A 22,708-nucleotide genomic window follows, 5' to 3' on the forward strand; every position below is an offset into this window, starting at 1 on the left:
ATGGACCAGCTCGGCGCCCTCATGCAGGGCTTCGCGGACGCCGTCACCCTGGGCAACCTGGTGTGGGCGCTGGTGGGCGTCACCATCGGCACCGTGGTCGGCGTGCTGCCCGGCATCGGCCCGGCGCTGACGGTGGCGATGCTGCTGCCGCTCACCTTCCGGCTCGACCCCGCCAGCTCGCTGATCATGTTCGCCGGCATCTACTACGGCGGCATGTACGGCGGCTCCACCACCTCCATCCTGCTCAACACCCCGGGCGAGAGCGCGTCGATGGTCTCGGCGCTGGAGGGCAACAAGATGGCGCGGGCCGGGCGCGGCGCCGCCGCGCTGGCCACCGCCGCCATCGGCAGCTTCGTGGCCGGCACCATCGGCACCATCGGGCTGACCTTCCTGGCCCCGGCCGTCGCCGAACTCGCGGTGGGCTTCGGCCCGCCGGAGTACGTCGCGCTGATGGCGCTGTCCTTCGTCACGGTCAGCGCGCTGCTGGGTCGCAGCCTGGTCAAGGGCGCGGCCAGCCTGCTGATCGGGCTGGCGATCGGCCTGGTCGGCATCGACGCCCAGAGCGGCCAGGCGCGGCTGGACTTCGGCGTGCCCGCGCTGCTGGACGGGATCGACGTCGTGGTGGTCGTGGTGGCGCTGTTCGCGCTGGGCGAGACCTTCGAGCGGCTGCTGCGCGGCACCGGCCGCGAGACGGTCGAGCCGGTGCGCGGCCGCGCCGTGCTCTCCCGCGAGGACTGGCGGCGGTCGTGGCCAGCCTGGCTGCGCGGCACGGCGCTCGGCTTCCCCATCGGCGGCCTGCCGGCCGGCGGCGCCGACGTGCCGACCTTCCTCAGCTACAGCCTGGAGCGGCGGCTGTCCAAGCACCGCTCCCAGTTCGGCAAGGGCGCCATCGAGGGCGTGGCCGGGCCGGAGGCGGCCAACAACGCGGCCGCCGCCGGCGTGCTGGTGCCGCTGCTCACCATCGGCCTGCCCACCTCGGCGACGGCCGCGGTCATCCTGACCGCCTTCCAGTCCTACGGCCTCCAGCCGGGCCCGCAGCTGTTCACCGAGTCGGGCCCGCTGCTGTGGACGCTGATCGCCAGCCTCTACATCGGCAATGTGATGCTGCTGGTGCTCAACCTGCCGCTGGTGCGGCTGTGGGCCCGGCTGCTGACCATCCCCGCGTACGGCATCTACGCGGCGGTGCTGGTCTTCAGCACCCTGGGCACCTTCGCCTCCGGCGGCACCTTCGACGACCTGATCGTGCTGTACGCGCTCGGCCTGGTCGCGCTGGTGCTGCGGCTGGCCGACGCGCCGGTGGCCCCGGCCGTCGTCGGCGTCATCCTCGGCCCGCTGGCCGAGACCCAGCTGCGCCGGGCGCTGGCCCTGTCGCAGGGCGATCCGGCCGTGCTGGTGTCCAGCCCGCTGACGGTCACCCTGTGGGTGCTGATCGTGCTGGCGCTGCTGGCCCCGCTGGCCTGGCGGCTCACCCGCGGTGTCCGCGAGCGGCGCCGCACCGCGCCGCCGGTGCCCGTCACGGCGGTGGAGTCGCAGGCCGACCAGGACTGAGTTCACCGCTCGCCGCCGGGGCGCCACCGCCCCGGCGGCGCGGCTCAGCCGGCCGGCAGCAGCTCGGCCAGCTCGGTCAGCGCGGCCAGCGGGCGGCGGCCCTCGGTGCGGGCGGCCGGGACGGCGTCGGGCACCAGGAAGACCCTGCACCCGGCCCGCTGGGCCGACTCGGCGCCGCTGGGCGAGTCCTCCACCGCCCAGCACCGGTCCGGCGCCACCCCGAGCAGCTCGGCGGCGAGCAGGTAGGGCGCGGGGTCGGGCTTGCGCCGCTCCACGTCGGCCGCGGTGACGACCGCGTCGAACAGCTCCCGGCCCAGCCGCTCCAGCACGGTGGCGGTGACGGATGCGGGCGAGGAGGTCACCACCGCCATCGGCACCCCGGCCCCGCGCAGCGCCCGCAGGGTGGGCGGCGCGTCCGGATGCACCGGGACGGCGGTGCGCAGCATGTCCACCACCCGCGCCACGATCCGGTCGTGCAGCGCGTCCAGCTCGGCCTCGCCGATGGACGCGCCGGTGTACTCGACCAGCATCCGCATGGTGGTGCGGTCGTCGGTGCCGGTCATCCGCTCGTGGACCGCCGCGGTGAGCGGGCGGCCCAGTTCGGCGGCGGCCTCGTCCAGCGCCTCGGCCCACAGCGGCTCGGAGTCCACCAGGGTGCCGTCCATGTCCCACAGCACCGCGCTCGGCCACGGGAACGCGCCCGCCGGGTCCGCCGCCGCTCTCACCGTCTCCGCCATACGTGCCGTGACCGTCCTTCGTCCGTCGTGCGCGGCTATGCCGCGCTCCGCCAGGTCAGCCAGGCGGCCGGGTTGGCCGCCAGCAGGGTGTCCACCAGCTCGGCGCCGCCCTCGGCGGCCAGCCGGGGCAGGAACCTCCTGGGCAGGTAGTCCAGGCCCGGCATCCCGCCGTAGGCCCGGTAGCGGGTGCGGCGGGCGACGTCGCCGCCCAGCAGCAGCCGGTGCGGTCCGGCCCGCTCCACCGTGGCCAGCAGGCAGGCGATCAGCTCGGAGTCGGGCCGCTCGCGGTGCCTGGCCATGCCGTCGTAGCCCAGGTAGGCACCAGCCTCGCACAGCTCCGCGTGCAGCCCGGGGTCGGGGTTGCGGTCCATGTGCGCCAGCGCCACGGCGGACGCGGGCACACCGCCCTCGGCCAGCACCGCCAGCAGCTCGAAGGCGGCGCTGCCGTGTTCGAGGTGGACCATCACCGGCGCGCCGGTCGCCCGGTGCGCCGCCGCGACGGCGTCCAGCACCCGCCGTTCGAAGGGGCTGACGGACCAGTAACCGGCGCCCGCCTTGAGCAGCCCGGCCCGCACCGCCCCGGCCCCGCCGGGCGAGCCGGGGCGGGCGTCGACGGTGAGGTCGGCGGTGAAGCGGGCGGCCAGCGCGGCCGCGTCCTCGGCCGGCAGCGGATCGCCGGGCCGGTAGTGGGCCTCGCGGTGCGCGCCGGTGGTGGCGACGATGTTCAGCCCGGTGGCGGCGGCGATGCGGGCGATCGCGGCCACGTCACGGCCCAGGCCGGTGGGGGTGGCCTCCACCATCGCGTCGATGCCCGCGGCGCGCAGGCTCGCCGCCTCGGCGCCGCTGCGCTCCTCGTCGTCCAGCTCGTCGCCGGGCAGCAGCGGGCTGACCTGCGTCAGGTGCTCGTGGTAGTCGGTGCGGCCCAGCTCCCCCGGCTCGATGTCGGCCAGGACCGTGCGCACGCGCCCGGTGGGGTTCACCGCACCGCCTCGGCGCTGGCCGACAGCCGCGCCATGTCGGCGTCGGTCAGGCTGAGGCCGAAGACCTCGGCCACCACCTGCGACCAGCCGTGCACGAAGTAGCGCCAGCCGTCCACCACCCGCACCCCGGCCGCCCTCGCCTGGTGCAGGAAGGCCAGCTCGCCGCGGTAGTTCAGCTCCCAGGCGATGGCGTCCGGCGGGTAGGGCGCCGCGTCGCCCAGCGGCGAGCCGGGGCGGTCCTTGCCCATGCCGGTGGCGTTGACGACGAGGCTTCCCGGGGGCATCGCGGCCAGCAGCCCATCGGCCGGGCCGTCGGCGACGGCCGTCTCCACCAGGCCGGGGGCGGCGCCGCCGGCGGCCAGCACCGCGCGCACATGGCCGGTGTCGGCGGCGCCCAGCCCGGTGCAGAGGATCCGGCCGGGCCGGTCGGGGCGCTTGGCGAGGTAGTAGGCGATGGCGGTGCCGGCGCCGCCGGAGCCGAGGATCAGCGCCTGCCCGCCGGTGCGGGCGAAGTGGTCGTCGTCCAGGAACTCCTCCAGGGCCAGCCCGGCGGTGAACGGGTCCTTGGCCTGGCCGGCCAGCCGCCCGCCGCGCTTGGAGATGGACGAGATCTCCCCGCACAGCTCGGCGAAGGGGTCGATGGAGTCGAACAGGTCGGCGGCGGCCCGGTAGAGGCTGATCTTGTGCGTGGTGATCAGGGCGCCCGCGTAGGCGTCGTCGTCGCGGATCAGCCGGACCACCGCGCGGTAGTCCTCGGCCGAGGCGTCCAGCGGCAGGTCGTGGCCTGCCAGCCGCATCCCGGACAGGCCCAGGTCTTCGGCCCAGGCCGGGAAGACGCGCTGGATGGAGGAGCCCGCGGTGCTCACGCCGACGAAGCCGAGCACCCGGCCGGCCGGCTCAGCCATCCGCGCGCTCCCCCGCCGCCGCGGCCAGCGCCCGCGCCCGCTCCGTCACGGCCGCCCAGCGGCCCTCGCGCATGTCGGCGGTGCCGCACAGCTCGCTGCCCGCGCCGACGGCGGCGGCGCCCGCCGCGATCCAGTCGGCCGCGTTGCCCGCGTGCACCCCGCCCGTGGGGATGAAGGCGACGTCGGGGAACGGGCCTCGCAGGCTCTTGACCAGGGCGGGGCCGTGCAGCGAGGCCGGGAAGAGCTTCACCGCGTGCGCCCCGGCGGCCAGCGCGTCCATCACCTCGGTGGGGGTGAGCGCGCCGGAGGCGACCGGCAGCCCGGTGGCGGCCATCGCCGCCACCACCGCCTGCCGCGAGCCGGGGCTGACCAGGAACTGCGCGCCCGCGGCGGCGGCCCGGGCGGCCTCGTCCTCGGTGCGCACCGTGCCGGCGCCGGTGAGGGCGCCGGGGTGCCGCCCGCGCAGCTCGGTGATGACGGCGGGGGCGTCGGGGGTGGAGTAGGTGATCTCCAGCGCGGTGACGCCGCCCGCCACCAGGGCGTCGGCCGCTCGGACGGCGGCGTCGGGGCTCGGCGCGCGCAGCACCGCGATCACCCGCCGCGCCAGCAGCGGGCCGATGGGCGAGCCGTCGTGCGGGCCGGTGCCGGTCATCGCCGGCCTCCTTCCAAGGGTTCGGTTTCCACGGGCGGGACCAGGTCGGCGGGGGCGCGCCCGGCGAGCACGTCCAGCACGTTGCGCACGGCGCCCGCGCCCATGCGGTCCACCGCCTCCACCGTCTGCGCTCCGAGGTGCGGGGTGACCACGACCCGGTCGGCGAGGTCGGCGGCGAGGAGCGGGGAGGCCGTCGCGGCGCCGGGCGACGCCTCGTGCGCCAGGGTATCGGCGGCGTAGCCGCCGAGCACGCCCGAGCGCAGCGCGGCCGCGACGGCCTCCTCGTCGACGATGTCGGCGCGTGCGGTGTTCACCAGCACCGCGCCGGGGCGGGCCGCGGCCAGCCAGTCGGCGTCCACCACCCGGGTGCCGCCGGGCAGGTGCAGGCTGACCGCGTCGGCGCGGGCGGGCAGGTCGGCCGCGCCGACCGGCTCGGCGCCGAGGGCGCGGACCTCGGCGCCGGGCACGGCCGGGTCGTGGGCGAGGACCCGGCAGCCGAAGCCGCGGGCCCGGGCGGCCACCGCGCGGCCGACGCGGCCGAAGCCGGCGAGGCCGAGGGTGAGAGCACCCAGCTCGCGGCCCCGCCGCGCGGTCCACGCGCCGGAGCGCACATCGCGATCGCCCGCCGCGACGTGCCGCAGCGCGGCCAGCAGCAAGGCGACGGCCAGGTCCGCGACGGCGTCGGCATTGGCGGCCGGGGTGTTGGTGACGGCGACGCCCCGCCGCGCGGCGGCGGCGCGGTCGACGGCGTCCACCCCGACCCCGTAGCGGGCCACCACCCGCAGCCGGGGCGCGGCGGCCAGGTGCGCCTCGGTGACCGGGGCGGTGCCGGCGATCCAGGCGGCGGCCTCGGCCAGCAGCGGGCGCAGCTCGGCCAGGTCGTGGCTGGCCGGGCCGCGCACCACCCGCAGCCCGGCCCGCCGCAGCTCCTCCTCGACGGGTGCGGCGCCCCGGCCGAAGGAGCGCGGGGTGACCAGCACGGTCGCGCCCGCGCGGCCCCCGGTCATCGGGCGCCCTCCTCGTAGAAGGGCTCCAGCCGCCGGTAGGCGTCCTGGAAGGCGCGGTGCCGCTCGGCGTAGCGGGCGTGCCGGGCGGGGTCGGGCTCGAACTCGGCGGTGGTCTCCGACAGGCCGCGCGCCACCGCGAAGCCGTCGACCAGGCCGGCGCCGACGGCGGCCGTCACGGCGGCGCCCAGGCTGTTGGCGCCCTCCACGATGCCGCGGCGGCGCACCGGCACCCCCCACACGTCGGCGAGGACGCGCAGCCACACGTCGCTGGTGGCGCCGCCGCCGATGGCGTCCACCCGGCGCACCTCGCGCCCGGCCTCGGCGAAGGCGTCCAGGCAGCCGGCCAGGTTGAAGGCGACGCCCTCCAGCACCGCCTTGGTGAGGTGGGCGGGGCCGTGGTGGCGGGCGAGGCCGACGAAGGCGCCGCGCGCCCTGGGGTTCCAGTACGGGGAGCGCTCGCCCATCAGATGCGGCAGGAAGTACAGGCCGCCCGTGTCGGCGCCGTCGGCCGCCGCCACCAGCCGGTCGAAGCGCCCGGCCTCGCCGGGGCGCAGCAGTTCGGCGATCCAGTCCAGCGCGGCGCCGCCGGCCTGCATGGTGGCGGTGGGCACGTAGCGGCCCGGCACGACGTGGTCGAAGGTCATCGTGCGGGCGAGCGGGTCGTGCAGCGGCCGGTCGGCGGACATGGAGATCCACGACGAGGAGCCCAGGTAGGTGTAGGCGCCGTCCCCGGGTTCGACGATCCCGGCGCCCAGCGCGGCCAGCGGGCCGTCGCCGCCGCCCACGACGACCTTGGTCCCCGGGGCGAGCCCGGTCGCCTCGGCGGCCGCGGGGGTGACGGTGCCGGCCACCGTGGTCGACGGCACGATCTCGGGGAACAGCCCTGGGTCGACGCCGGCGGCGGCCAGCACCTCGGCCGACCAGGCGCCTTCGCGCTGGTCGTAGGCGTTGGTGCTGGAGGCGTCCGACGGGTCGGTGACCAGCGTTCCGGTCAGCCGGTGCACGACGTAGTCCTTGGCGAGGCAGACGTGCGCGGTGCGCGCGTAGGCGTCCGGCTCCTCGTCACGCAGCCACAGCAGCTTGGCCAGCGTGTAGGTCGGGTCCAGCCGGTGGCCGAGGATGCGGTAGGCCCGCTCGGCGCCCACCGCGCCGCGCAGCCGGTCGGCCTGGGCGGTGCTGCGGTGGTCGGCCCAGATGAGGGCCGGGCGCACCGGGCGGTGGGCGGCGTCCAGGACGACGGCGCCCATCATCTGGCCGCTGAAGCCGACGGCCGTCACCTCGGCGGCGGCGGTGCCGGTGCGCGCCAGCAGCGCGCGGGTGGCGGCGCCGACGGCGCGCCACCAGTCGTCGGGGTCCTGCTCGGCCACGCCGCCGTCGGCGTACCTGGTGGGGTAGGTCTCGGTGGCCGAGGCGACCGGCCGGCCGTCGTCGTGGTGCAGCGACGCCTTGTCCCCGGTCGTGCCGAGGTCGTGCGCGATGATCATGGCTCTCCTCCGGCCGGCCAGGTCAGCCGGCGTACGGGGCGAGGCGGTAGCCGGACCCGCCGGCGGCGCGCCGGACGCGGTGGCCCATGCCGTGTTGCAGCACCCAGCCGTAGTCGTGGCCGGCGTCGCCCGGGTAGACCGCGAGGAAGCGGTACGGCTCGGTGCCGGTGTTGACGCTGCGGTGCGCCCAGTTCGGCGGGATGTAGGCGATGACGCCCTCGGCCATCTCGATGAACTCGGCGCGCTCGCCGTCGAACATCAGCACCCCGCCCTGGCCGGACAGCCCCAGGTAGATCTCGCCCTGGGGGACGGGGTGCATATGGCCCTTGGTCATGTGGAACTCGCCGCCCACCGCCCCGGGCTGGATGGTGGTGACGGACTGCGGCAGGTCGGTCGGCCGCTCCGGCACCGGCGAGCAGGCGACCTGGTAGACCACCGGGTCGCCGTCGGCGACGGCCGCCGTCCAGGCGCCGCCGTCGGCGAACAGCCCGTCCAGGTCCGACATCCGGCGGGTCAGCAGCGGGCCCTGCGGCTCCAGCACCGATCGGTCCGCGCCGCCGAAGGTGATCCGCATCGGGCGCACCGGCTGCGTGGCGTACTCGGGCATGGTCGAACTCTCCTTCCGGCCCGCCCCGGGGGTGGTCCGGGGGCGGGGGTGGGTCGTGGTGTCTCGCCGGGCGCCTACCGCGCGGCCGCCTCCGCCCCCGGCGGGTCCGCGCCAGGGCCCTGCTCGGGATCGGGATCGGGCCGGTTGCGGGCGCGGATGGCCTGGAGCTGGTCCATCGCGACGGCCACCAGGATCAGCGCGCCGATCGCGATCTGCAGGTAGAAGGGGTCGATGCCCAGCAGCGTGCCGCCGTTGTTGAGGATGCCGACGATGAGCGCGCCCAGGAAGGCGCCGAGCGCGGTGCCGCGCGCGCCGAACAGGCTGGCGCCGCCGATCACGCAGGCCGCGATGGCGTCCAGCTCGTAGCTGGTGCCCGCCGTCGGCACTCCGTTGGACAGCCGCGAGGCCAGCAGGACGCCCGCGACGCCGGCGAGCAGGCCCGACAGGGTGAACACGCTGATCTGGACCGCGTTCACCGGCACGCCGGCCAGCCGGGCGGACTCGGGGCTGGAGCCCACCGCGTAGACGTAGCGGCCCCAGACCGTGCGGTGCAGCGCGAAGCTGAGCACCACCAGGACCACCAGGGTGACCCAGAACAGGTTGGTGATGCCCAGGATCGAGCCGTTGGCGATGGCCGAGAACTCCTCGGGCAGCGGCTGGACGGTGCGGCCGCCCGACAGCAGCAGGGTCAGGCCGCGGGCGATGCCCATGAAGCCGAGCGTGACGATGAAGGGCGGCATCTTCAGCACCGCCACCAGCAGCCCGTTGACGGCGCCGACGGCCGCGCTGACCAGCAGCGCCAGCACCACCGCCCAGACCACGGGCAGCCCGCCGGAGGTCTCGAAGACGGTGATGGCCGCGATCACCCCGGACAGGCCGACCACCGAGCCGACCGACAGGTCGATGCCCCGGGTCAGGATGACCAGCAGCTGCCCCATGGCGATGATCGCGTAGATCGACATCTGCCGGGCGAGGTTGTCGAGGTTGTTCAGCGTCAGGAAGCTGTCGGTGGCCAGCGAGAGCGCGACGACCAGGACGATGAGCACCGGGATGCCGTTGAGGCCGCGTCCGAGCAGGTCGCGCGCTGTCAGGATCTCGTCCGGGCCCGGTTCCCTCTTCTCCGTGGCCGGCTGGGCGCCGGGGCCGGTGCCGGTTTCGGCGGCCATGATCACTCCTTGCCGTCCGGGGACGGGTGCGTCCCTGGGTCCGCGCCGCCGTCCAGGCTGGCGTGTCGGGCGATCTCCGCTTCGGACGTGCCGGCGGCGCTGAGGTCGGCGACGATGCGGCCGTGCCGCAGCACCGCGATGCGGTCGCAGAGTCCGAGCAGTTCGGGGAGGTAGGAGGAGACGACGACCACGGCCTTCCCCGAGGCGGCCAGGTCGGCGATGATGCGGTAGATGTCGGCTTTGGCGCCGACGTCCACGCCCTTGGTCGGCTCGTCCAGCAGCAGCACCCTGGCGTCCAGCGCCAGCCAGCGGGCCAGCAGCATCTTCTGCTGGTTGCCGCCGGACAGCGCGCTCGCCGGGTCGGCGAGGTCGCGGTACTTCAGGCCCAGTCCTTCGATGGCGCCGGCGGCGTGCCGGCGCGTCCGCGCGGGCGACAGCAGCCGGCCCCGGCCGCCCCGCGCGTAGCCGGCGATGGCGATGTTCTCCTGGATGGAGAGTTCGGGCAGCAGCCCGGCCTCCTTGCGGTCCTCCGTCAGCAGGCCGAGGCCGCGGGCGGCGGCGGCGCGCGGCGAGTTCGGCGGGACGGGCACCCCGCCGACCCGCACGGTGCCGCCGGTGACGCGGTCGGCGCCGAAGACGGCCCGCACCAGCTCCGAGCGGCCCGAGCCCATCAGCCCGGCCAGACCGACGATCTCCCCGGCCGCGACCGAGAAGTCGACCGGCTCGGGGAAGGCCGGGGCGCGCAGGCCGGTGACCTCCAGCAGCGGAGCGGCGTCGGGGCGGCGCCGTCCGCTGTCGGGGTAGAGCCGGTCGATCGGGCGGCCCACCATCGACTCGACCAGGCTGTCGGGGGTGAACTCCCCGATGGGGCGGCAGGCGGCCCGCTCCCCGTCGCGCAGCACGGTGACCCGGTGGCCGATCGCGAACATCTCCTCGATCCGGTGAGTCACGTACAGCACCGCGATGCCGCGCCCGGCCAGCTCGCGGATCCGCTCCAGCAGCCGCTCCGTCTCGTGCTCGGCCAGGGCCGTGGTCGGCTCGTCGAAGACGATGACCCGCGCGTCCTGGTCGAGCACGCGTGCGATCTCCACCAGCTGCCGGGTGGCGGTGGGCAGCTCCTCCACGGGGGTGTCCGGGTCGACGCCGTCCAGGCCGACCCGGCGCAGCGCCGCGCGGGCCAGTTCGGCCTGGCGGCGGGGCCGGAGCAGGCCGCGCACATTGGGCAGCCGCCCCATCAGCAGGTTGTCGGCGACCGACAGGTGCGGCAGCAGGCTCAGCTCCTGGTACACGACACCGACGCCCGACCGCCGTGCCCGCGCCGGGCCGGCCGCCTCGGGCACCGGGCGGCCGGCCACGGTGTAGGTGCCGCCGTCGCGCTGCTCGGCGCCGGCCAGGATCCTGATCAGCGTGGACTTGCCGGCGCCGTTCTCCCCGGCCAGGCAGTGCACCTCGCCGGGCAGCAGCCGCAGGTCGACCCGGCGCAGCGCCGCGACGGGCCCGTAGCTCTTGGAGACCCCGGTCAGTTCGGCCGCGGGTCCGGGGGTGTGCGCCGCCGCCGCGGCCGCCGCCGCGCTCACTCCGACGCCAGCGGGGGGTCGAGCAGCGACTGAAGCTCGGGGTCGTCCACATTGCCGGAGTCGACGATGACCGCGCCCGGGTCGAGGCGGCCCGGCGGCTGCCGCCCCTGCACGACCATGGCGGCCTCGACGACCCCCTGGTAGCCGAAGAACACCGGGTTCTGCACCATGATCGCGTCGATGTCGCCGCTGCGGACGGCGTCGACCTCGGCCGGGTCGGAGTCGAAGGCGACCACGGCCAACTCGTCGGCGCGGCCGGACTCGGCGACGGCCTGGGCCGCGCCGGTGCCCGAGGTGTTGTTGTCGGCGAAGACCCCGGCGATGTCGCGGTTGGCGTTGAGCGCGCCCGCGACGTCGGTCACCGCGGTGTTGATGTCGTTCTCGTTGACGAGGGTCTGCACGACCTCGGCGTCGGGGCAGGCGGTGGTGAGCCCGGCCTCGAAGCCCTCGAAGCGGTCGATCAGCACCTGCTGGCCGGAGGCGCCGGACTCGTGCAGCACCTGGCCGTCCTCGTCGCCCTGCTCGGTGAGCAGTTCGCACATCCGCTCGCCGGCCTGCTCGCCCGCCCTGATGTTGTCGGTGCCGATGAAGCCGTCGTGATCGGTCTCCACCGCGTTGTCCGCGATGATCACCGGGATGCCGGCCTCGCGGGCGCGGTCGATGGTGCCGTCCAGCGCGGTCGAGGAGTTGGGTGCCAGCACGATCGCGTCGACGCCGCGGGTGATGGAGTCCTCCAGCAGGCTGACCTGCTCCTCGATGTCGGCCTCCGAGGTGGGCCCGGTGAGATGCACGTCGGCGCCCAGGTCGGCGCCGGCCTGCTCGGCCCCGGCCAGCATCGACTGCCAGAAGTCGGAGTCCGTCGCCTTGACGATGACGTCGATGCGCAGCCCGGCCGTCTCGGCCTCGCGCGCCTCCCCGGCGGCCTCGCCGCCGAACACCAGCCGCCCGCCGATCATGCCGACGGCCAGCGCCGCCAGCGCGATGAGGCCCGCCAGCCCCATCGACACGTACTTGAGTCGCCGCATGGTCACTCCCATCAGCCCGCGCTGCCCGCACCGCCGGCACCGCCGAACGGCCGGAGCGGGCAGAGCCGGTAGCCGGCCTTGTGGGTGCCCGCCCGCGCCCGCGGGGAGCGCTCAGGTCTCCCCTCGATGACGCCGAGGTTTCCGCGAGTGTAGTCCTGTCATGACAAGTGGGCAATGGGTGCGGCCGATCGCATTCCGCCCGGTCCGCGCCGGTCAGGGGTGGGCATCGGCGGCAGCCGGCCGGGGTGTCGCGTCCCGGCCCTCGCCCCCGCCCGCCGCACGGCGCCGAGGCGGGGCCGCGCCCCGCGCCTCAGTCGGTGACGACCATCAGCGGGCTGCGGGACGCCCGGCGCGGGCTGCGGGTGAGGTCGACCTCCATCCGGCTGCGGTCGCCGCGGTGGAAGGCGACGAAGTGCTCGACCGGGCGCCCGTCGCCGTCGACGCAGACGCTGCGCAGCACCAGCACCGGGTCCCCGACCCGGATGTCCAGGTTGCGCGCCAGCTCGGCATTGGCCACCGCCGCCTCGATCGTGCGGCGGGCGCGGGCCAGCACCACCCCGTACCTGCGCTCCAGCAGGTGGTACAGCGACGCCTCGGTGAAGTCCTCCGCCAGCAGCCCCGGCGCCAGCTCGGCCGGGACGTAGGTGAAGGTGTGCGCCCAGGGCACGTCGTCGATGAACCGCAGCCGCTCCAGGAAGACCACCGGATGCCCCGGCGCCACCCCCAGGTCGTGCGCCACCTGGATCTCGGCCGGCCGCTCCTCCAGCGCCCGCACCTCGCTGCGCAGGTGCGAGCCGCGCGCCGCCGCGTCCTCGAACAGCCCCGTCAGCGACTGCGCCAGCCCCTCGGTCACCTTCGGCCGCGCCACGAAGGTGCCCCGCCCCTTCACCCGCTCGACGACCCCCGCGAACTCCAGCTCCGCCAGCGCCTGCCGCACCACCGTCCGCGACACCCCGTAGGTCAGGCACAGTTCGTGATCGCCCGGGATCCGGTCCCCCGGCCGCAGCCCCTTCCGCTCGATCTCCGCCAGCAGCAGCTCTTTGAGCTGGTGGTAGAAGGGCATCGGCGACGAGCGGTCAATTGTCGTCATGTCAGCAGAGGATAATGAGCAATCCCCTCCCCTGCTCACGCGCGGACGCGTCACCCGTCCGACGGCAGCGGGCGCCCCGGATAGATGTCACGCCACACGCGTTCGAGGAAGGCGGCGTCGTCAGGCTCCTCGTCGTAGTAGGTGGCCTTGCACAACTGCCCGTCCGGAAGCCGCCCGGGGTCGCTCAGGGCGGTACGCAGCTCCGCCAGGAACCTCGGGACATCGTGGTGGGCGCTGGTGAATCCCTCGCTCTCGACCCGATGTACCAGGCGGCTCAGCGCTTCCGGGCCGTTGGCCTCGTTGAGTTCGGGGTGGTAGAAGGTCTCCAGCACCGCGAGCAGTTCGGCGAAGGGCGCGTCGGGATCGTCGCGCCAGTAGTCCAAGGTCGCCATTTCACTCCTACTGTCTGGGATTGACGAACATGGTCGCCAGCTGATTACGCCGGCCATCGACCGTGGGCTTGAAGGCGATGCTCACTGTTCCGCCTTCGAAACCGCCGATCGGGCTCGCCGTCGGCGCGGTGGTCGCCTGCGGCGCACCGGCTCGTGCGACCACCCACTGCCGTCGGAGCCTGATGGCGTCGGCGACCGATCCGTTCACCGGATCAATGGCGTATCCCTCGCAGAACCGGTGACCGTCGGGTCCCAGTAGATCGCTGATCGGCAGTTTGATCGGCCGGGCAGGATCGCTCGGGTCATAGGTCCCGTCGAGGACGCCGCGTGTCTTCGGATGTCCGACGGCCCGCACGACCGCCGTCGCGAACACGTCGGGTCCGACGAAGCGGGTCGCGTACGGCCCACAGCCGTGACGGCGGCCCGTGTACGCGTCGACGGCACGAGCACGAGCGGCCGCGTCCAACTGCGCCGGATCCTCCAGCCGCGTCACGCGGCGGATGAGCTGGTCGGCGGTGAGCCAGCCCTCGTGGCGCTCGGTGGGATGGCCGGCGCCGCCGTCGAGGGCGGCGAACACGTACTGGATGGCGGGATGGGAGTCCTTGGCGGAGAGCAGCCACGGGCGGTCCGCCGGGGCGCTCGCGATGTAGCCGGGGGCGTCGCCCGCCGGGACCGGCGGGAGGTTGGCGTCCGCCGCGCGGAAGGCCGCGAGTTCGTCCCACGGTGTGGTGTCGTCGCCCCCGTCCAGGGCGGGCAGCGGTGCGGCGAGGTCGAATCCGGTGCCGTCGCCCCGGTAGGCGTCCCGGGCCGCCTGGGCCTCCCGCCAGGCCGCCGCGGCTTCGTCCATCCGCTGCCCGGCCCTGGCCGTCCGATCGACCGGGCTCGGGCTGTCGGGGCGGGACTCGCCCGTCCCGCCGGGTCGCTCGAACCGCATGCCGCCTCCACCGCTCGCGCCGCGCGGCTCCATCCTCGCCGGAGGCGGGCGGCGGCGCGGCGGGATCGCGAAATCCGTCCCGCCGGCGCCCGCGGCCGCTACGGCCGGTCGAAGGAGAAGTGGCAGGCGGAGCGGTGGGGGCCGGCGGGGTCGGGCTTGGGGCCGGCGAGGGGTGGGACGGTGGTGGTGCAGACGTCCTGGGCGAGGTGGCAGCGGGTGTGGAAGGGGCAGCCGGACGGGGGGTTCAGCGGGCTGGGCGGGTCGCCCTTCAGCTCGATGCGCTCGCGGTCGCGGGCCGCGGGCTCGGGGACGGGGGCGGCGGCGAGCAGGGCCTGGGTGTAGGGGTGGGCGGGCTCGGTGTAGACGCGGTCGGCCGGGCCGACCTCGGCGATGCGCCCCAGGTACATGACGGCGACGCGGTGCGACACGTGGCGGACGACGGCGAGGTCGTGCGCGATGAACACCAGGGAGACGCCGAGGCGGCGCTGGAGGTCGGCGAAGAGGTTCACCACCTGGGCCTGCACGGACATGTCGAGCGCGGAGACGGGTTCGTCGCAGACGAGCACGTCGGGCTCGGTGGCCAGCGCGCGGGCGATGCCGATGCGCTGCCGCTGGCCGCCGGAGAACTCGTGCGGGAAGCGCTGCGCCATGTCGGCTGCCAGGCCGACGAGCCCGAGCAGCTCCTCCACCCGGGCTCTGCGCGCGGCGCGCCCGGAGGCGAGTCCGTGCACGTCCAGGGGCTCGGCGATGATGTCCAGGACGGTCATGCGCGGGTTCAGCGAGGTCAGCGGGTCCTGGAACACCATCTGCACGCTGCGGCGCGTGGCCCGGCCGGCCGCGCCGCGCCCCTGCGCGACGGGGCGGCCGCGGAAGAGCACACTGCCGGAGTCGGGGCGCTCCAGGCCGACGAGCATCCGGGCGAGGGTGGACTTGCCGCTGCCGGACTCCCCCACGATGCCCAGCGTCTCGCCGGGCGCCAGCTCCAGGCTCACGCCGTCGACGGCCCGCACCCGGGCGCTGGACAGCAGCCCGGCGCGGTAGCTCTTGTGCACGTCGGTGACGCTCAGGACCGGTCCCGCCGGCCCGTTGGGCGCCGGGACCGGCTGCGTCTCAACGGACGGCGGCACGGCGGACCTCCTCGGTGTGATCGCGACCGGCGGCAGGGACCGGTCCTCGGACGTACTCCCGCGAGGGCGGCGCCCCCTCAGCCGACGGCGGCACGGAGCACCTCCTCGGTGTGGTGGCAGGCGGCGGTGCGGGTGCGCTCGGCCGGTCCGGCGAGGGCCGCCGGGACGGGGAGCAGCAGCGGGCGCTCGGCGCGGCAGATGTCGGTGGCGTAGCGGCAGCGCGGGTTGAAGGAGCAGCCCGGGGGCAGGCGGGCGGGGTTGGGCGGGCTGCCCTCGATGGCGGCCAGCGCCTCGCGCGGGCCGTCCAGCCGCGGGATGGAGCCCAGCAGCGCCTGGGTGTAGGGGTGGGCGGGGGCGGCGAAGAGCCGGCCGACCGGCGCCTCCTCCACGATCCGGCCCGCGTACATGACGGCGACGTCGTCGGCGACCTCGGCGGCGACGCCGAGGTCGTGGGTGATCAGCAGCACCGCCATCCCCAGCTCGCGGCGGAGCCGGTCGAGCAGCCGCAGGATCTGGGCCTGCACGGTGACGTCGAGCGCGGTCGTCGGCTCGTCGGCGATCAGCAGCTCGGGCTCCAGCGCGACGGCCATCGCGACCAGGATGCGCTGCCGCATACCGCCGGAGAACTGGTGCGGGTAGTCGCGCACCCGCCGCTCGGGCGCCGGGATGCCGACCAGGTCGAGCAGTTCGACCGCGCGGGCCCGCGCGGCCCGCCGCGAGGCGCCGCGGTGCACCCGGAACAGCTCGCCGAGCTGGTCGCCGATGCTGAGCACCGGGTTCAGCGCGGACAGCGCGTCCTGGAACACCAGGGTCATCGCGTCGCCGCGCAGCCGCCGCCGCTCGGCGGCGCGCATGGCGGTCAGCTCGCGGCCCGCGACGTCGATCGCCGCGGCGCTGACGTGTACGTTGGGCTGGTCGAGCAGGCCCATCACCGCGCGAGCCGTGACGGACTTGCCCGAGCCCGACTCGCCGAGCAGTGCGAGCAGCTGCCCGCGCCGCACGGTCAGGTCGACGCCGCGCACCGCCGGGATCTCACCGCGCTCGGTGGTGAACCTGACGTTCAGGTCGCGCACGCGGAGCGCCGGCGTATCGCTCGGCGCCGGACCGTTCACCGGCTCGTTCACGGCGCCTCCTTCCGTTTCCGCTGGTCATTGACTGGTTCGGCCATCAGGGGAGCAGCCGGTGGGCCCGATCGGCGCCGATTCCACCCACCCCGCAAAGCTCCCAAGCCGAATTCTACCGTTGATCTTGACAGCCATGACCGTATCCTTCAATACTTGACTTTAGTCTGCCGGAGATCAACGCGCATCCCACTCCGGACGCCGGTTCTTCCCGTCCGGAAACCTTGGGAAAGCATCGCCGAAACACATGTGTCACACAGCCATGAGTGATGTTACGTTCCGTGAATCACGGAGCTGGGAAGGGGAACGGGTCGTGCTCGAACCCGCCAAGAGCTACACCGGCTACCGGTCCTACGAGTACCTGGAGGCCGGCGCCGACTACCGCGTATTCGCGCTCGCGCCCGAGTTCGACCGCGTCCCCGCCTACCAGGGGCTGCAACTCAGCGACGAGCAGGCCGCCCGGGTCCGGCGTCTGCTCGACGACAACATCGTCGTCTCTCTGCACGACCACCCCACCGTCTTCCCGGAGAACATCGGCGAGACCGTCGACTACAACCGCACCGCCCGGCACCACACCGGCTACGCCGGACTCTCCAGATCCGGCATCACCATCCTGTTCGACAACATGATGGACGGTACCTGCTGCGTCACCAGCCAGATGGGCTGGAAGTGGACCGACGTCATCGCCGACATCGGGATGCGCCGCTCCGACCTGGCCCACCAGGACTACATCACCGTCATCGACCGCTACGCCGACATCGCCCGCGCCAAGGCCGACGGCCGGCTCGGCCTGGTGATCTCGATGGAGGCGGCCACGCCGATCGAGAACGAGCTGGACCGGATCGACATCCTCTACGGCTTCGGCGTGCGGCAGATGGGCATCGCCTACAGCGAGGCCAACACCCTCGGCAGCGGCCTGAAGGAGGACGGCGACGGCGGCCTCACCCTGTTCGGCCGGCGCGCGGTGCGCCGGATGAACAAGCTGGGCATCGCCATCGACGTCTCGCACTCCGGCGACCAGACCTCGCTGGACACCATCGCGCACTCCGAGCGGCCGATCCTGATCACCCACGCGGGCGCCCGCTCGGTCTGGCCGACCAAGCGGATGAAGCCGGACTCGGTGATCAAGGCGGCGGCCGAGCGCGGCGGTGTGATCGGCCTGGAGGCCGCCCCGCACACGACTTTGAGCCCGGACCACCCCCGGCATTCGCTTGAATCAGTCATGGACCATTTCAAGTACTGCGTCGACCTGGTCGGCATCGACCATGTCGCCTTCGGGCCGGACACGCTCTACGGCGACCACGTGGGACTGCACGACACCTTCGCCGAGCACCTCTCCCTGAACGAGGCGCACGGCGAGACCTCCTACCCCAGGGTCCCCTACGTGGACGGGCTGGAGAACCCCACCGAGGAGTTCTGGAACATCACCGGCTGGCTGGTGAGCCACGGCTACTCGGACGACGAGATCGGAAAGGTGCTCGGCGGCAATGTGCTCCGGGTGCTAGAGGAAGTGTGGTACTGATGCGCCGTTCCCTGTCCGCCGCGCTGGCCGCGGGGGCACTCGCCGCGCTGACCCTGTCGGCGTGCGTCCCGTCGACGCCGGAGGCCGGCGGTGGCGGCGACGCCGAGCGGCTGACCATCGCCACCACCACCGACGTGGTGAACTTCAACCCGCTGGTCGGCAACAGCCGCACCGACTCGTGGGTCACCAACCTGATGTACCCGCACCTCACCCAGATCGACGCCGAGGGCCAGCGCATCCCGTACCTGGCCACCGAGTGGGGCTACAACGAGGACGGCACCGAGGCGACGGTGACCATCCGCGACGACATGACCTGGACCGACGGCGAGCCGGTGACCGCCGACGACGTGGTGTTCACCATCAACGCCGTCGCCGAGGAGCAGTTCGGCGTCGTGGCGGGCCTGATCACCGCCCTGGAGTCGGCCGAGGCCGTCTCCGACACCGAGGTGCGCTTCAACCTGTCCCGCCCCGACGGCACCTTCCTGGACAGCGTCGGCTTCTGGATGCCCATCGTGCCCGAGCACGTCTTCTCGCAGGCCGAGAGCGTGCAGGAGTTCGCCAACGACTCCGACTGGGTCAGCGCCGGCCCCTACGTGCTCACCGAGGCCGACCGCGGCCAGCGCTACGTGATGGAGCGGGTGGAGAACTTCCCGCTGGCGCCCGAGGGCACCCCGGCCGTCGACGAGGTGGTCTTCCAGATCTACCCCGACGTCAACACCGAGGTGCTGGCGCTGCGCAACGGCGAGGTCGACGTGATCGGCAACGTGCTGCCGCCCTCCACGGCGGTCAGCCTGCAGGACGCCGAGGGCATCGAACTGGCCCAGGTGCCCTCGCTCGGCTGGGCGCACCTGCAGTACAACATGGAGCGCGAGCCGCTGGACGACGTCCGCGTCCGTCGGGCGCTGGCGCACTCCGTCGACTACGAGGCCATCCGCGAGGTGGCGCTCCAGGGCTTCGCCGAGTCCACCGGCGGCAGCACGCTCACCCCGACGCTGACCGAGTGGTACGACGACAGCATCCAGGAGTACCCCTACGACCCCGCCGAGGCGCGGCGGCTGCTGGAGGAGGCGGGCGTCACCGACCTCAGCCTGGACATGATCTACGACCAGGCCGACGCCAACATCTCCCGGTGGGCGCCGCTGGTGCGCGACTCCGCCGCCGAGGCGGGCATCACCATCAACCTCCAGGGGCTGGAGCGCAACACCTACATCTCCCACGCCGACGAGCGCGACTTCGACATCTACGCCGGGTCGTGGGCGGTGATGGACAACCCTCCGGCCAACTTCGCGCTGGCCTTCGGGACGGACGGCTTCATCAACTACGCCAACGTGTCCGACCCGGAGCTCGACGCGCTGATCCAGGAGGCCAACGAGGCGCTGACCGTCGAGGAGGCGCTGGAGCCCACCCAGGAGGCGGCCAGGATCATCCACGACCAGGTCTACGACAACGTCCTGTACGTGGAGACCTTCAACATCGCCTACTCCTCGGACTGGACCGGGTTCCAGCCGGTGCCCAGCGAACTGCTCGGCATCGTCCACCCGCTGTCGCTCTCGCAGGTGCGGCCGGCCGGCTGAGCCCGCGGCCGCCGGGCGGACCCTCCACCCTCCCCGCCCGGCGGCCGCGCACCGCCACCGCACCGGCCGCCCCCGAACCGCATCTGGACACGACAGCCGAACCATGACCGATACCGCCCCCACCGGTGGTGCGCCTCGTCCCCCGTGCGAGGCGCACCACCGCCCGTCCGCCCCGCCCCGCCGGGCCGCCGCCGCGGCCGGCCGCCAGGAGGTGCCGTGATCGCCGGCCTGCGCTTCATCGGGCTGCGCGTGCTGCGCGGCCTGCTCACCATCTGGTTCGCGGTCACCGTGACCTTCTTCCTGCTCCGGCTGCTGCCGGGCGACCCGGTGCTCGCCGTCGCCGACCCGACGATGACCGAGGCGCTGCGCCAGAAGCTGCTCGCCGACTTCGGCCTCGACCAGCCGCTCTCGGTGCAGTACGTCGGCTACCTGGGCCAGCTCCTCCAGGGCAACATGGGCGTGTCCTTCCGCCAGTCGCTGCCGGTCACCGAGGTGCTGATGCAGCGGCTGCCCTGGACGCTCATCCTCACCGGCGCCGCGATCCTGGTGACGGTCGTGCTGGGCGTGCCGCTGGGCGTGTACGCCGCCACCCGCGCCAAGGGCTTCGCCGACCGCGCCATCCAGATCGGCGGCATCACCGCCCAGTCGCTGTTCGTGCCCAGCGTCGGCATCCTGCTGCTGTACGTCTTCGGCGTGGTCTTCGGCTGGTTCCCGATCGGCGGCGCCGTGGACCCCGACGCCACCGGCTTCGCCGCCACGCTGAGCATGCTGCACCACCTGGTGCTGCCGTGCCTGTCGCTGGTCTTCATCCAGCTCGGCTCCTACGTGCTCGCGATGCGCTCCTCGCTGATCGAGGTGCTGGGCGAGGACTACGTGGCGCTGGCCAAGGCGAAGGGTGTCTCGCCCCGCGCGGTGGTGTGGAAGCACGCTCTGCGCAACGCCTTGCTGCCGACCACCACACTCGTCGGCCTGCAGCTTGGCACACTTGTCGGTGGCGCGGTGCTCACCGAGACCATCTACGCCTATCCCGGCATCGGCCGGGCGGTGTACGAGTCGGTGGGCCAGCTCGACTTCCCGGTCCTCCAGGGCGCCTTCGTGCTCCTCGCGGTGGCCGTGGTGGTCGCCAACCTCATCACCGACATCGTCTACGGACTCCTCGACCCACGGGTGCGGACATCATGAACCCCTCTCCCGCAGCGGAGGTCGCCACCGCGGCCGACGAGCTGACCTCGTCCAGCCGCACCTGGCGCGCCTTCCGGCGCAACCCGCTGGGCATGGGCTCGGCCGTACTCCTGCTCGCGCTGATCCTGGTGGCGCTGGCCGCCCCGCTGATCGCCGAGTACCCGCGCGGCTACGGCCACGAGATCCTCAGCCCGCCGAGCGCCGCGCACTGGTTCGGCACCGACGACGTCGGCCAGGACGTCTTCGCGCAGGTGGTGTGGGGCACCCGGATCAGCATGACCATCGGGCTGGCGGCCGCGCTGCTGGCCATCGTGATCGGGCTGCTGGTCGGCGTGCTGGCCGCCTACTTCCGCGCCCTGGACACCCTGCTGGGCATCGTGATCGACCTGTTCCTGTCGCTGCCGGTGCTGCCGCTGATGATCCTGATCGCCGCGCTGGCCGGGCCGAGCGTCACCACCCTGGTGGTGGTCATCGCGATCTTCAGCTGGCCCGAGGTGGCCCGGCTGGTCCGCTCGGCCGCGATGGCCATCGTGCCGCTGCCCTACGTGTCGGCCGCGAAGGTGATCGGCGGCTCGCCGTGGTGGATCATGCGGCGGCACGTGCTGCCCGGAGTGGCGCCGGTGGTGGCGATCTCCGTCGTGCTGACCACCTCGCGCGCGGTCCTGTCGGAGGCCGGGCTGTCCTTCCTGGGGCTGGGCGACCCCAACACCTGGTCGTGGGGGACGATCCTCCACCGCGCCCAGCAGTCCGGATCGCTGGCGACGGCCTGGTGGTCCACCCTGTTCCCCTCTTTGGCGATCCTGCTGCTCGTGGTGGCCACCACGCTCGTCTCGGTCGCCTACAACGACGCCCGCAATCCACGTACGAGGTGACAATGACGTCAACGGCCTTCTCCCAGCGGCTGCCGGCCGCCTTCTACGACCAGGTGGGGTCCCGCGTGCGCGCGGCCATGGCCGACGCCGGTCTGGAGGCGCTGGTGCTGGACGACCCTCTGGACGTGGCGTACCTGACCGGCTTCACCCACTTCCCCAACGAGCGGCCGGTCGCCTGCTACCTGCCGCTCGACGGCGACCCGCTGCTGCTGCTGCTGCCCGAGCTGGACCGCGAGTACGCGCAGGCGCAGGCGGTCGCGGTCCAGCTGGTGAGCTACTTCGAGTACCCGGGCACCACCTCGCCCTTCGCGGTGCTGGCCGAGGCCGTGCTGGCCGAGCAGAGCCTGCCGCGCACCGCCGGGTACGCGCCGTCCACCCGCGCCGAGCGGGTGGTCGCGCTCAACACCGCCTTCTCCACCACCCGGTGGGAGATGAGCGACATCGTCGGCCGGGAGCGGCAGGTCAAGACCGCCGAGGAGCTGGCGCTGCACGCCGAGGCGGCCAGGATCGCCGACGAGATGCTGCGCGCCGGGGTGGCGGCCGTCCGCGAGGCGCTGGCCTCCGGGGGCGCGCTGCCCACCGAGGCGGAGCTGGCCGGGCACGTCATCGAGCACGGCAGCCGGCTGATGTACGCCGAGCACACCGACGTGGTGGTGGTCCCGATGCTCACCGGCGGCCTGGTGTACGGCGGCGCGAACTCCGCGCAGCCGCACCGGCTGCCCGGCGGCGACCGGCTGCGCCGCGGCGAGTCCTTCATGCTCTCGCTGGGCGCCGCCGTCGGCGGGCGCTTCGTGGAGAGCGAGCGCACCTTCTTCATCGGCGAGCCCGACGAGCGGCAGCGGCGCCTGTACGAGGTGGTCAGGGAGGCGCAGGAGACCGGAACCAAGGCGCTTTGCGCCGGCACGCCCGCCGCCGAGGCCAACGCCCGCTGCCTGGACGTCATCCGCGCCGCCGGGCTCGGCGAGTACCTGCGCCACCGCCAGGGCCACGGCATCGGGCTCGGCTTCCACGAGCCGCCGTGGATCGAGGACGGCGACCGCACCGAGCTGCGGCCCGGGATGGTGCTGTCCAGCGAGCCGGGCGTCTACGTTCCCGGGCACGCCGGCTACCGCATCTCCGACACCGTCGTCGTCACCGAGGAGGGCCCGCGCCGGCTCACCGCCTACCCGCGCGCCCTCGACGACGTCGTCATCGCCGCCTGAGCGG

21 protein-coding genes are annotated in these 22,708 nt (G+C 74.1%); 6 read left to right on the forward strand and 15 right to left on the reverse strand.

The window, feature by feature from the left end; all coding sequences use genetic code 11:
* Complete coding sequence (locus tag CLV72_RS21115) at positions 1–1,548, forward strand: tripartite tricarboxylate transporter permease (protein WP_106249175.1); 1,548 nt, start codon at positions 1–3, stop codon at positions 1,546–1,548.
* 44 nt (positions 1,549–1,592) lie between these two features.
* Here CLV72_RS21115 and CLV72_RS21120 read toward each other — a convergent pair whose 3' ends face one another.
* From CLV72_RS21120 to CLV72_RS21190, 15 genes are all read right to left on the reverse strand, one after another.
* On the reverse strand, positions 1,593–2,285 hold the full coding sequence (locus tag CLV72_RS21120) for an HAD family hydrolase (protein WP_106249178.1): 693 nt from the start codon (positions 2,283–2,285) through the stop codon (positions 1,593–1,595).
* Positions 2,286–2,320: 35 nt separating this feature from the next.
* Positions 2,321–3,265, reverse strand: coding sequence for a phosphotriesterase family protein (locus CLV72_RS21125; protein WP_106249180.1), 945 nt, complete (start codon positions 3,263–3,265; stop codon positions 2,321–2,323).
* Positions 3,262–4,170, reverse strand: a complete 909-nt coding sequence (locus CLV72_RS21130) for a shikimate dehydrogenase family protein (protein ID WP_106249182.1) — start codon at positions 4,168–4,170, stop codon at positions 3,262–3,264. Before CLV72_RS21130 ends, CLV72_RS21125 begins: the two co-directional genes overlap by 4 nt.
* The gene (locus tag CLV72_RS21135; RefSeq protein WP_106249185.1) at positions 4,163–4,822 is read right to left on the reverse strand and encodes a bifunctional 4-hydroxy-2-oxoglutarate aldolase/2-dehydro-3-deoxy-phosphogluconate aldolase; all 660 of its coding nucleotides are present in this window, start codon (positions 4,820–4,822) and stop codon (positions 4,163–4,165) included. The genes CLV72_RS21130 and CLV72_RS21135 overlap by 8 nt, the downstream gene beginning before the upstream one ends.
* Positions 4,819–5,829 carry an NAD(P)-dependent oxidoreductase gene (locus CLV72_RS21140; protein WP_106249187.1) on the reverse strand — a complete coding sequence of 337 codons (1,011 nt, stop codon included), beginning with the start codon at positions 5,827–5,829 and terminating at the stop codon, positions 4,819–4,821. The genes CLV72_RS21135 and CLV72_RS21140 overlap by 4 nt, the downstream gene beginning before the upstream one ends.
* Positions 5,826–7,313: a xylulokinase gene (gene xylB / locus CLV72_RS21145; RefSeq protein ID WP_106249189.1), complete on the reverse strand. Its 1,488-nt coding sequence runs from the start codon at positions 7,311–7,313 to the stop codon at positions 5,826–5,828. Before xylB ends, CLV72_RS21140 begins: the two co-directional genes overlap by 4 nt.
* A 22-nt stretch (positions 7,314–7,335) precedes the next feature.
* Positions 7,336–7,920 carry a glucose-6-phosphate isomerase family protein gene (locus CLV72_RS21150; protein ID WP_106249192.1) on the reverse strand — a complete coding sequence of 195 codons (585 nt, stop codon included), beginning with the start codon at positions 7,918–7,920 and terminating at the stop codon, positions 7,336–7,338.
* A 74-nt stretch (positions 7,921–7,994) separates the two neighbouring features.
* Positions 7,995–9,086: an ABC transporter permease gene (locus CLV72_RS21155; protein ID WP_211303004.1), complete on the reverse strand. Its 1,092-nt coding sequence runs from the start codon at positions 9,084–9,086 to the stop codon at positions 7,995–7,997.
* Positions 9,087–9,088: 2 nt separating this feature from the next.
* Positions 9,089–10,663, reverse strand: coding sequence for a sugar ABC transporter ATP-binding protein (locus CLV72_RS21160; RefSeq protein ID WP_211303005.1), 1,575 nt, complete (start codon positions 10,661–10,663; stop codon positions 9,089–9,091).
* A complete protein-coding gene (locus CLV72_RS21165) occupies positions 10,660–11,688 on the reverse strand; it encodes an ABC transporter substrate-binding protein (protein ID WP_106249627.1) in 1,029 nt (342 codons plus the stop codon). Before CLV72_RS21165 ends, CLV72_RS21160 begins: the two co-directional genes overlap by 4 nt.
* A 310-nt stretch (positions 11,689–11,998) precedes the next feature.
* Complete coding sequence (locus CLV72_RS21170; RefSeq protein WP_106249194.1) at positions 11,999–12,778, reverse strand: GntR family transcriptional regulator; 780 nt, start codon at positions 12,776–12,778, stop codon at positions 11,999–12,001.
* A 50-nt stretch (positions 12,779–12,828) separates the two neighbouring features.
* Positions 12,829–13,170, reverse strand: a complete 342-nt coding sequence (locus CLV72_RS21175) for a hypothetical protein (RefSeq protein ID WP_106249197.1) — start codon at positions 13,168–13,170, stop codon at positions 12,829–12,831.
* 7 nt (positions 13,171–13,177) lie between these two features.
* On the reverse strand, positions 13,178–14,017 hold the full coding sequence (locus tag CLV72_RS21180; RefSeq protein WP_146159510.1) for a hypothetical protein: 840 nt from the start codon (positions 14,015–14,017) through the stop codon (positions 13,178–13,180).
* A gap of 185 nt (positions 14,018–14,202) precedes the next feature.
* On the reverse strand, positions 14,203–15,231 hold the full coding sequence (locus CLV72_RS21185; protein ID WP_342755681.1) for an ABC transporter ATP-binding protein: 1,029 nt from the start codon (positions 15,229–15,231) through the stop codon (positions 14,203–14,205).
* Between the two features lie 77 nt (positions 15,232–15,308).
* The gene (locus CLV72_RS21190; RefSeq protein WP_245930341.1) at positions 15,309–16,355 is read right to left on the reverse strand and encodes an ABC transporter ATP-binding protein; all 1,047 of its coding nucleotides are present in this window, start codon (positions 16,353–16,355) and stop codon (positions 15,309–15,311) included.
* A 310-nt stretch (positions 16,356–16,665) separates the two neighbouring features.
* On the opposite strand from CLV72_RS21190, the gene CLV72_RS21195 reads away from it, so the two are divergent.
* The 5 genes from CLV72_RS21195 to CLV72_RS21215 all read left to right on the forward strand — a co-directional run bounded on the left by CLV72_RS21195 (position 16,666) and on the right by CLV72_RS21215 (position 22,704).
* The gene (locus CLV72_RS21195) at positions 16,666–17,874 is read left to right on the forward strand and encodes a dipeptidase (protein ID WP_106249206.1); all 1,209 of its coding nucleotides are present in this window, start codon (positions 16,666–16,668) and stop codon (positions 17,872–17,874) included.
* Positions 17,874–19,448 (forward strand): ABC transporter substrate-binding protein, encoded by a 1,575-nt coding sequence (locus CLV72_RS21200; protein ID WP_211303007.1) that lies wholly within the window; start codon positions 17,874–17,876, stop codon positions 19,446–19,448. The genes CLV72_RS21195 and CLV72_RS21200 overlap by 1 nt, the downstream gene beginning before the upstream one ends.
* A 216-nt stretch (positions 19,449–19,664) precedes the next feature.
* Positions 19,665–20,630 carry an ABC transporter permease gene (locus CLV72_RS21205; protein WP_245930342.1) on the forward strand — a complete coding sequence of 322 codons (966 nt, stop codon included), beginning with the start codon at positions 19,665–19,667 and terminating at the stop codon, positions 20,628–20,630.
* Positions 20,627–21,502, forward strand: a complete 876-nt coding sequence (locus CLV72_RS21210; protein ID WP_106249208.1) for an ABC transporter permease — start codon at positions 20,627–20,629, stop codon at positions 21,500–21,502. The genes CLV72_RS21205 and CLV72_RS21210 overlap by 4 nt, the downstream gene beginning before the upstream one ends.
* A 2-nt stretch (positions 21,503–21,504) precedes the next feature.
* Positions 21,505–22,704: a M24 family metallopeptidase gene (locus tag CLV72_RS21215; protein ID WP_106249210.1), complete on the forward strand. Its 1,200-nt coding sequence runs from the start codon at positions 21,505–21,507 to the stop codon at positions 22,702–22,704.
* Positions 22,705–22,708: the final 4 nt, after the last annotated feature.

The sequence above is a fragment of the Allonocardiopsis opalescens genome (assembly GCF_003002095.1).
GTDB lineage: Bacteria > Actinomycetota > Actinomycetes > Streptosporangiales > Streptosporangiaceae > Allonocardiopsis > Allonocardiopsis opalescens.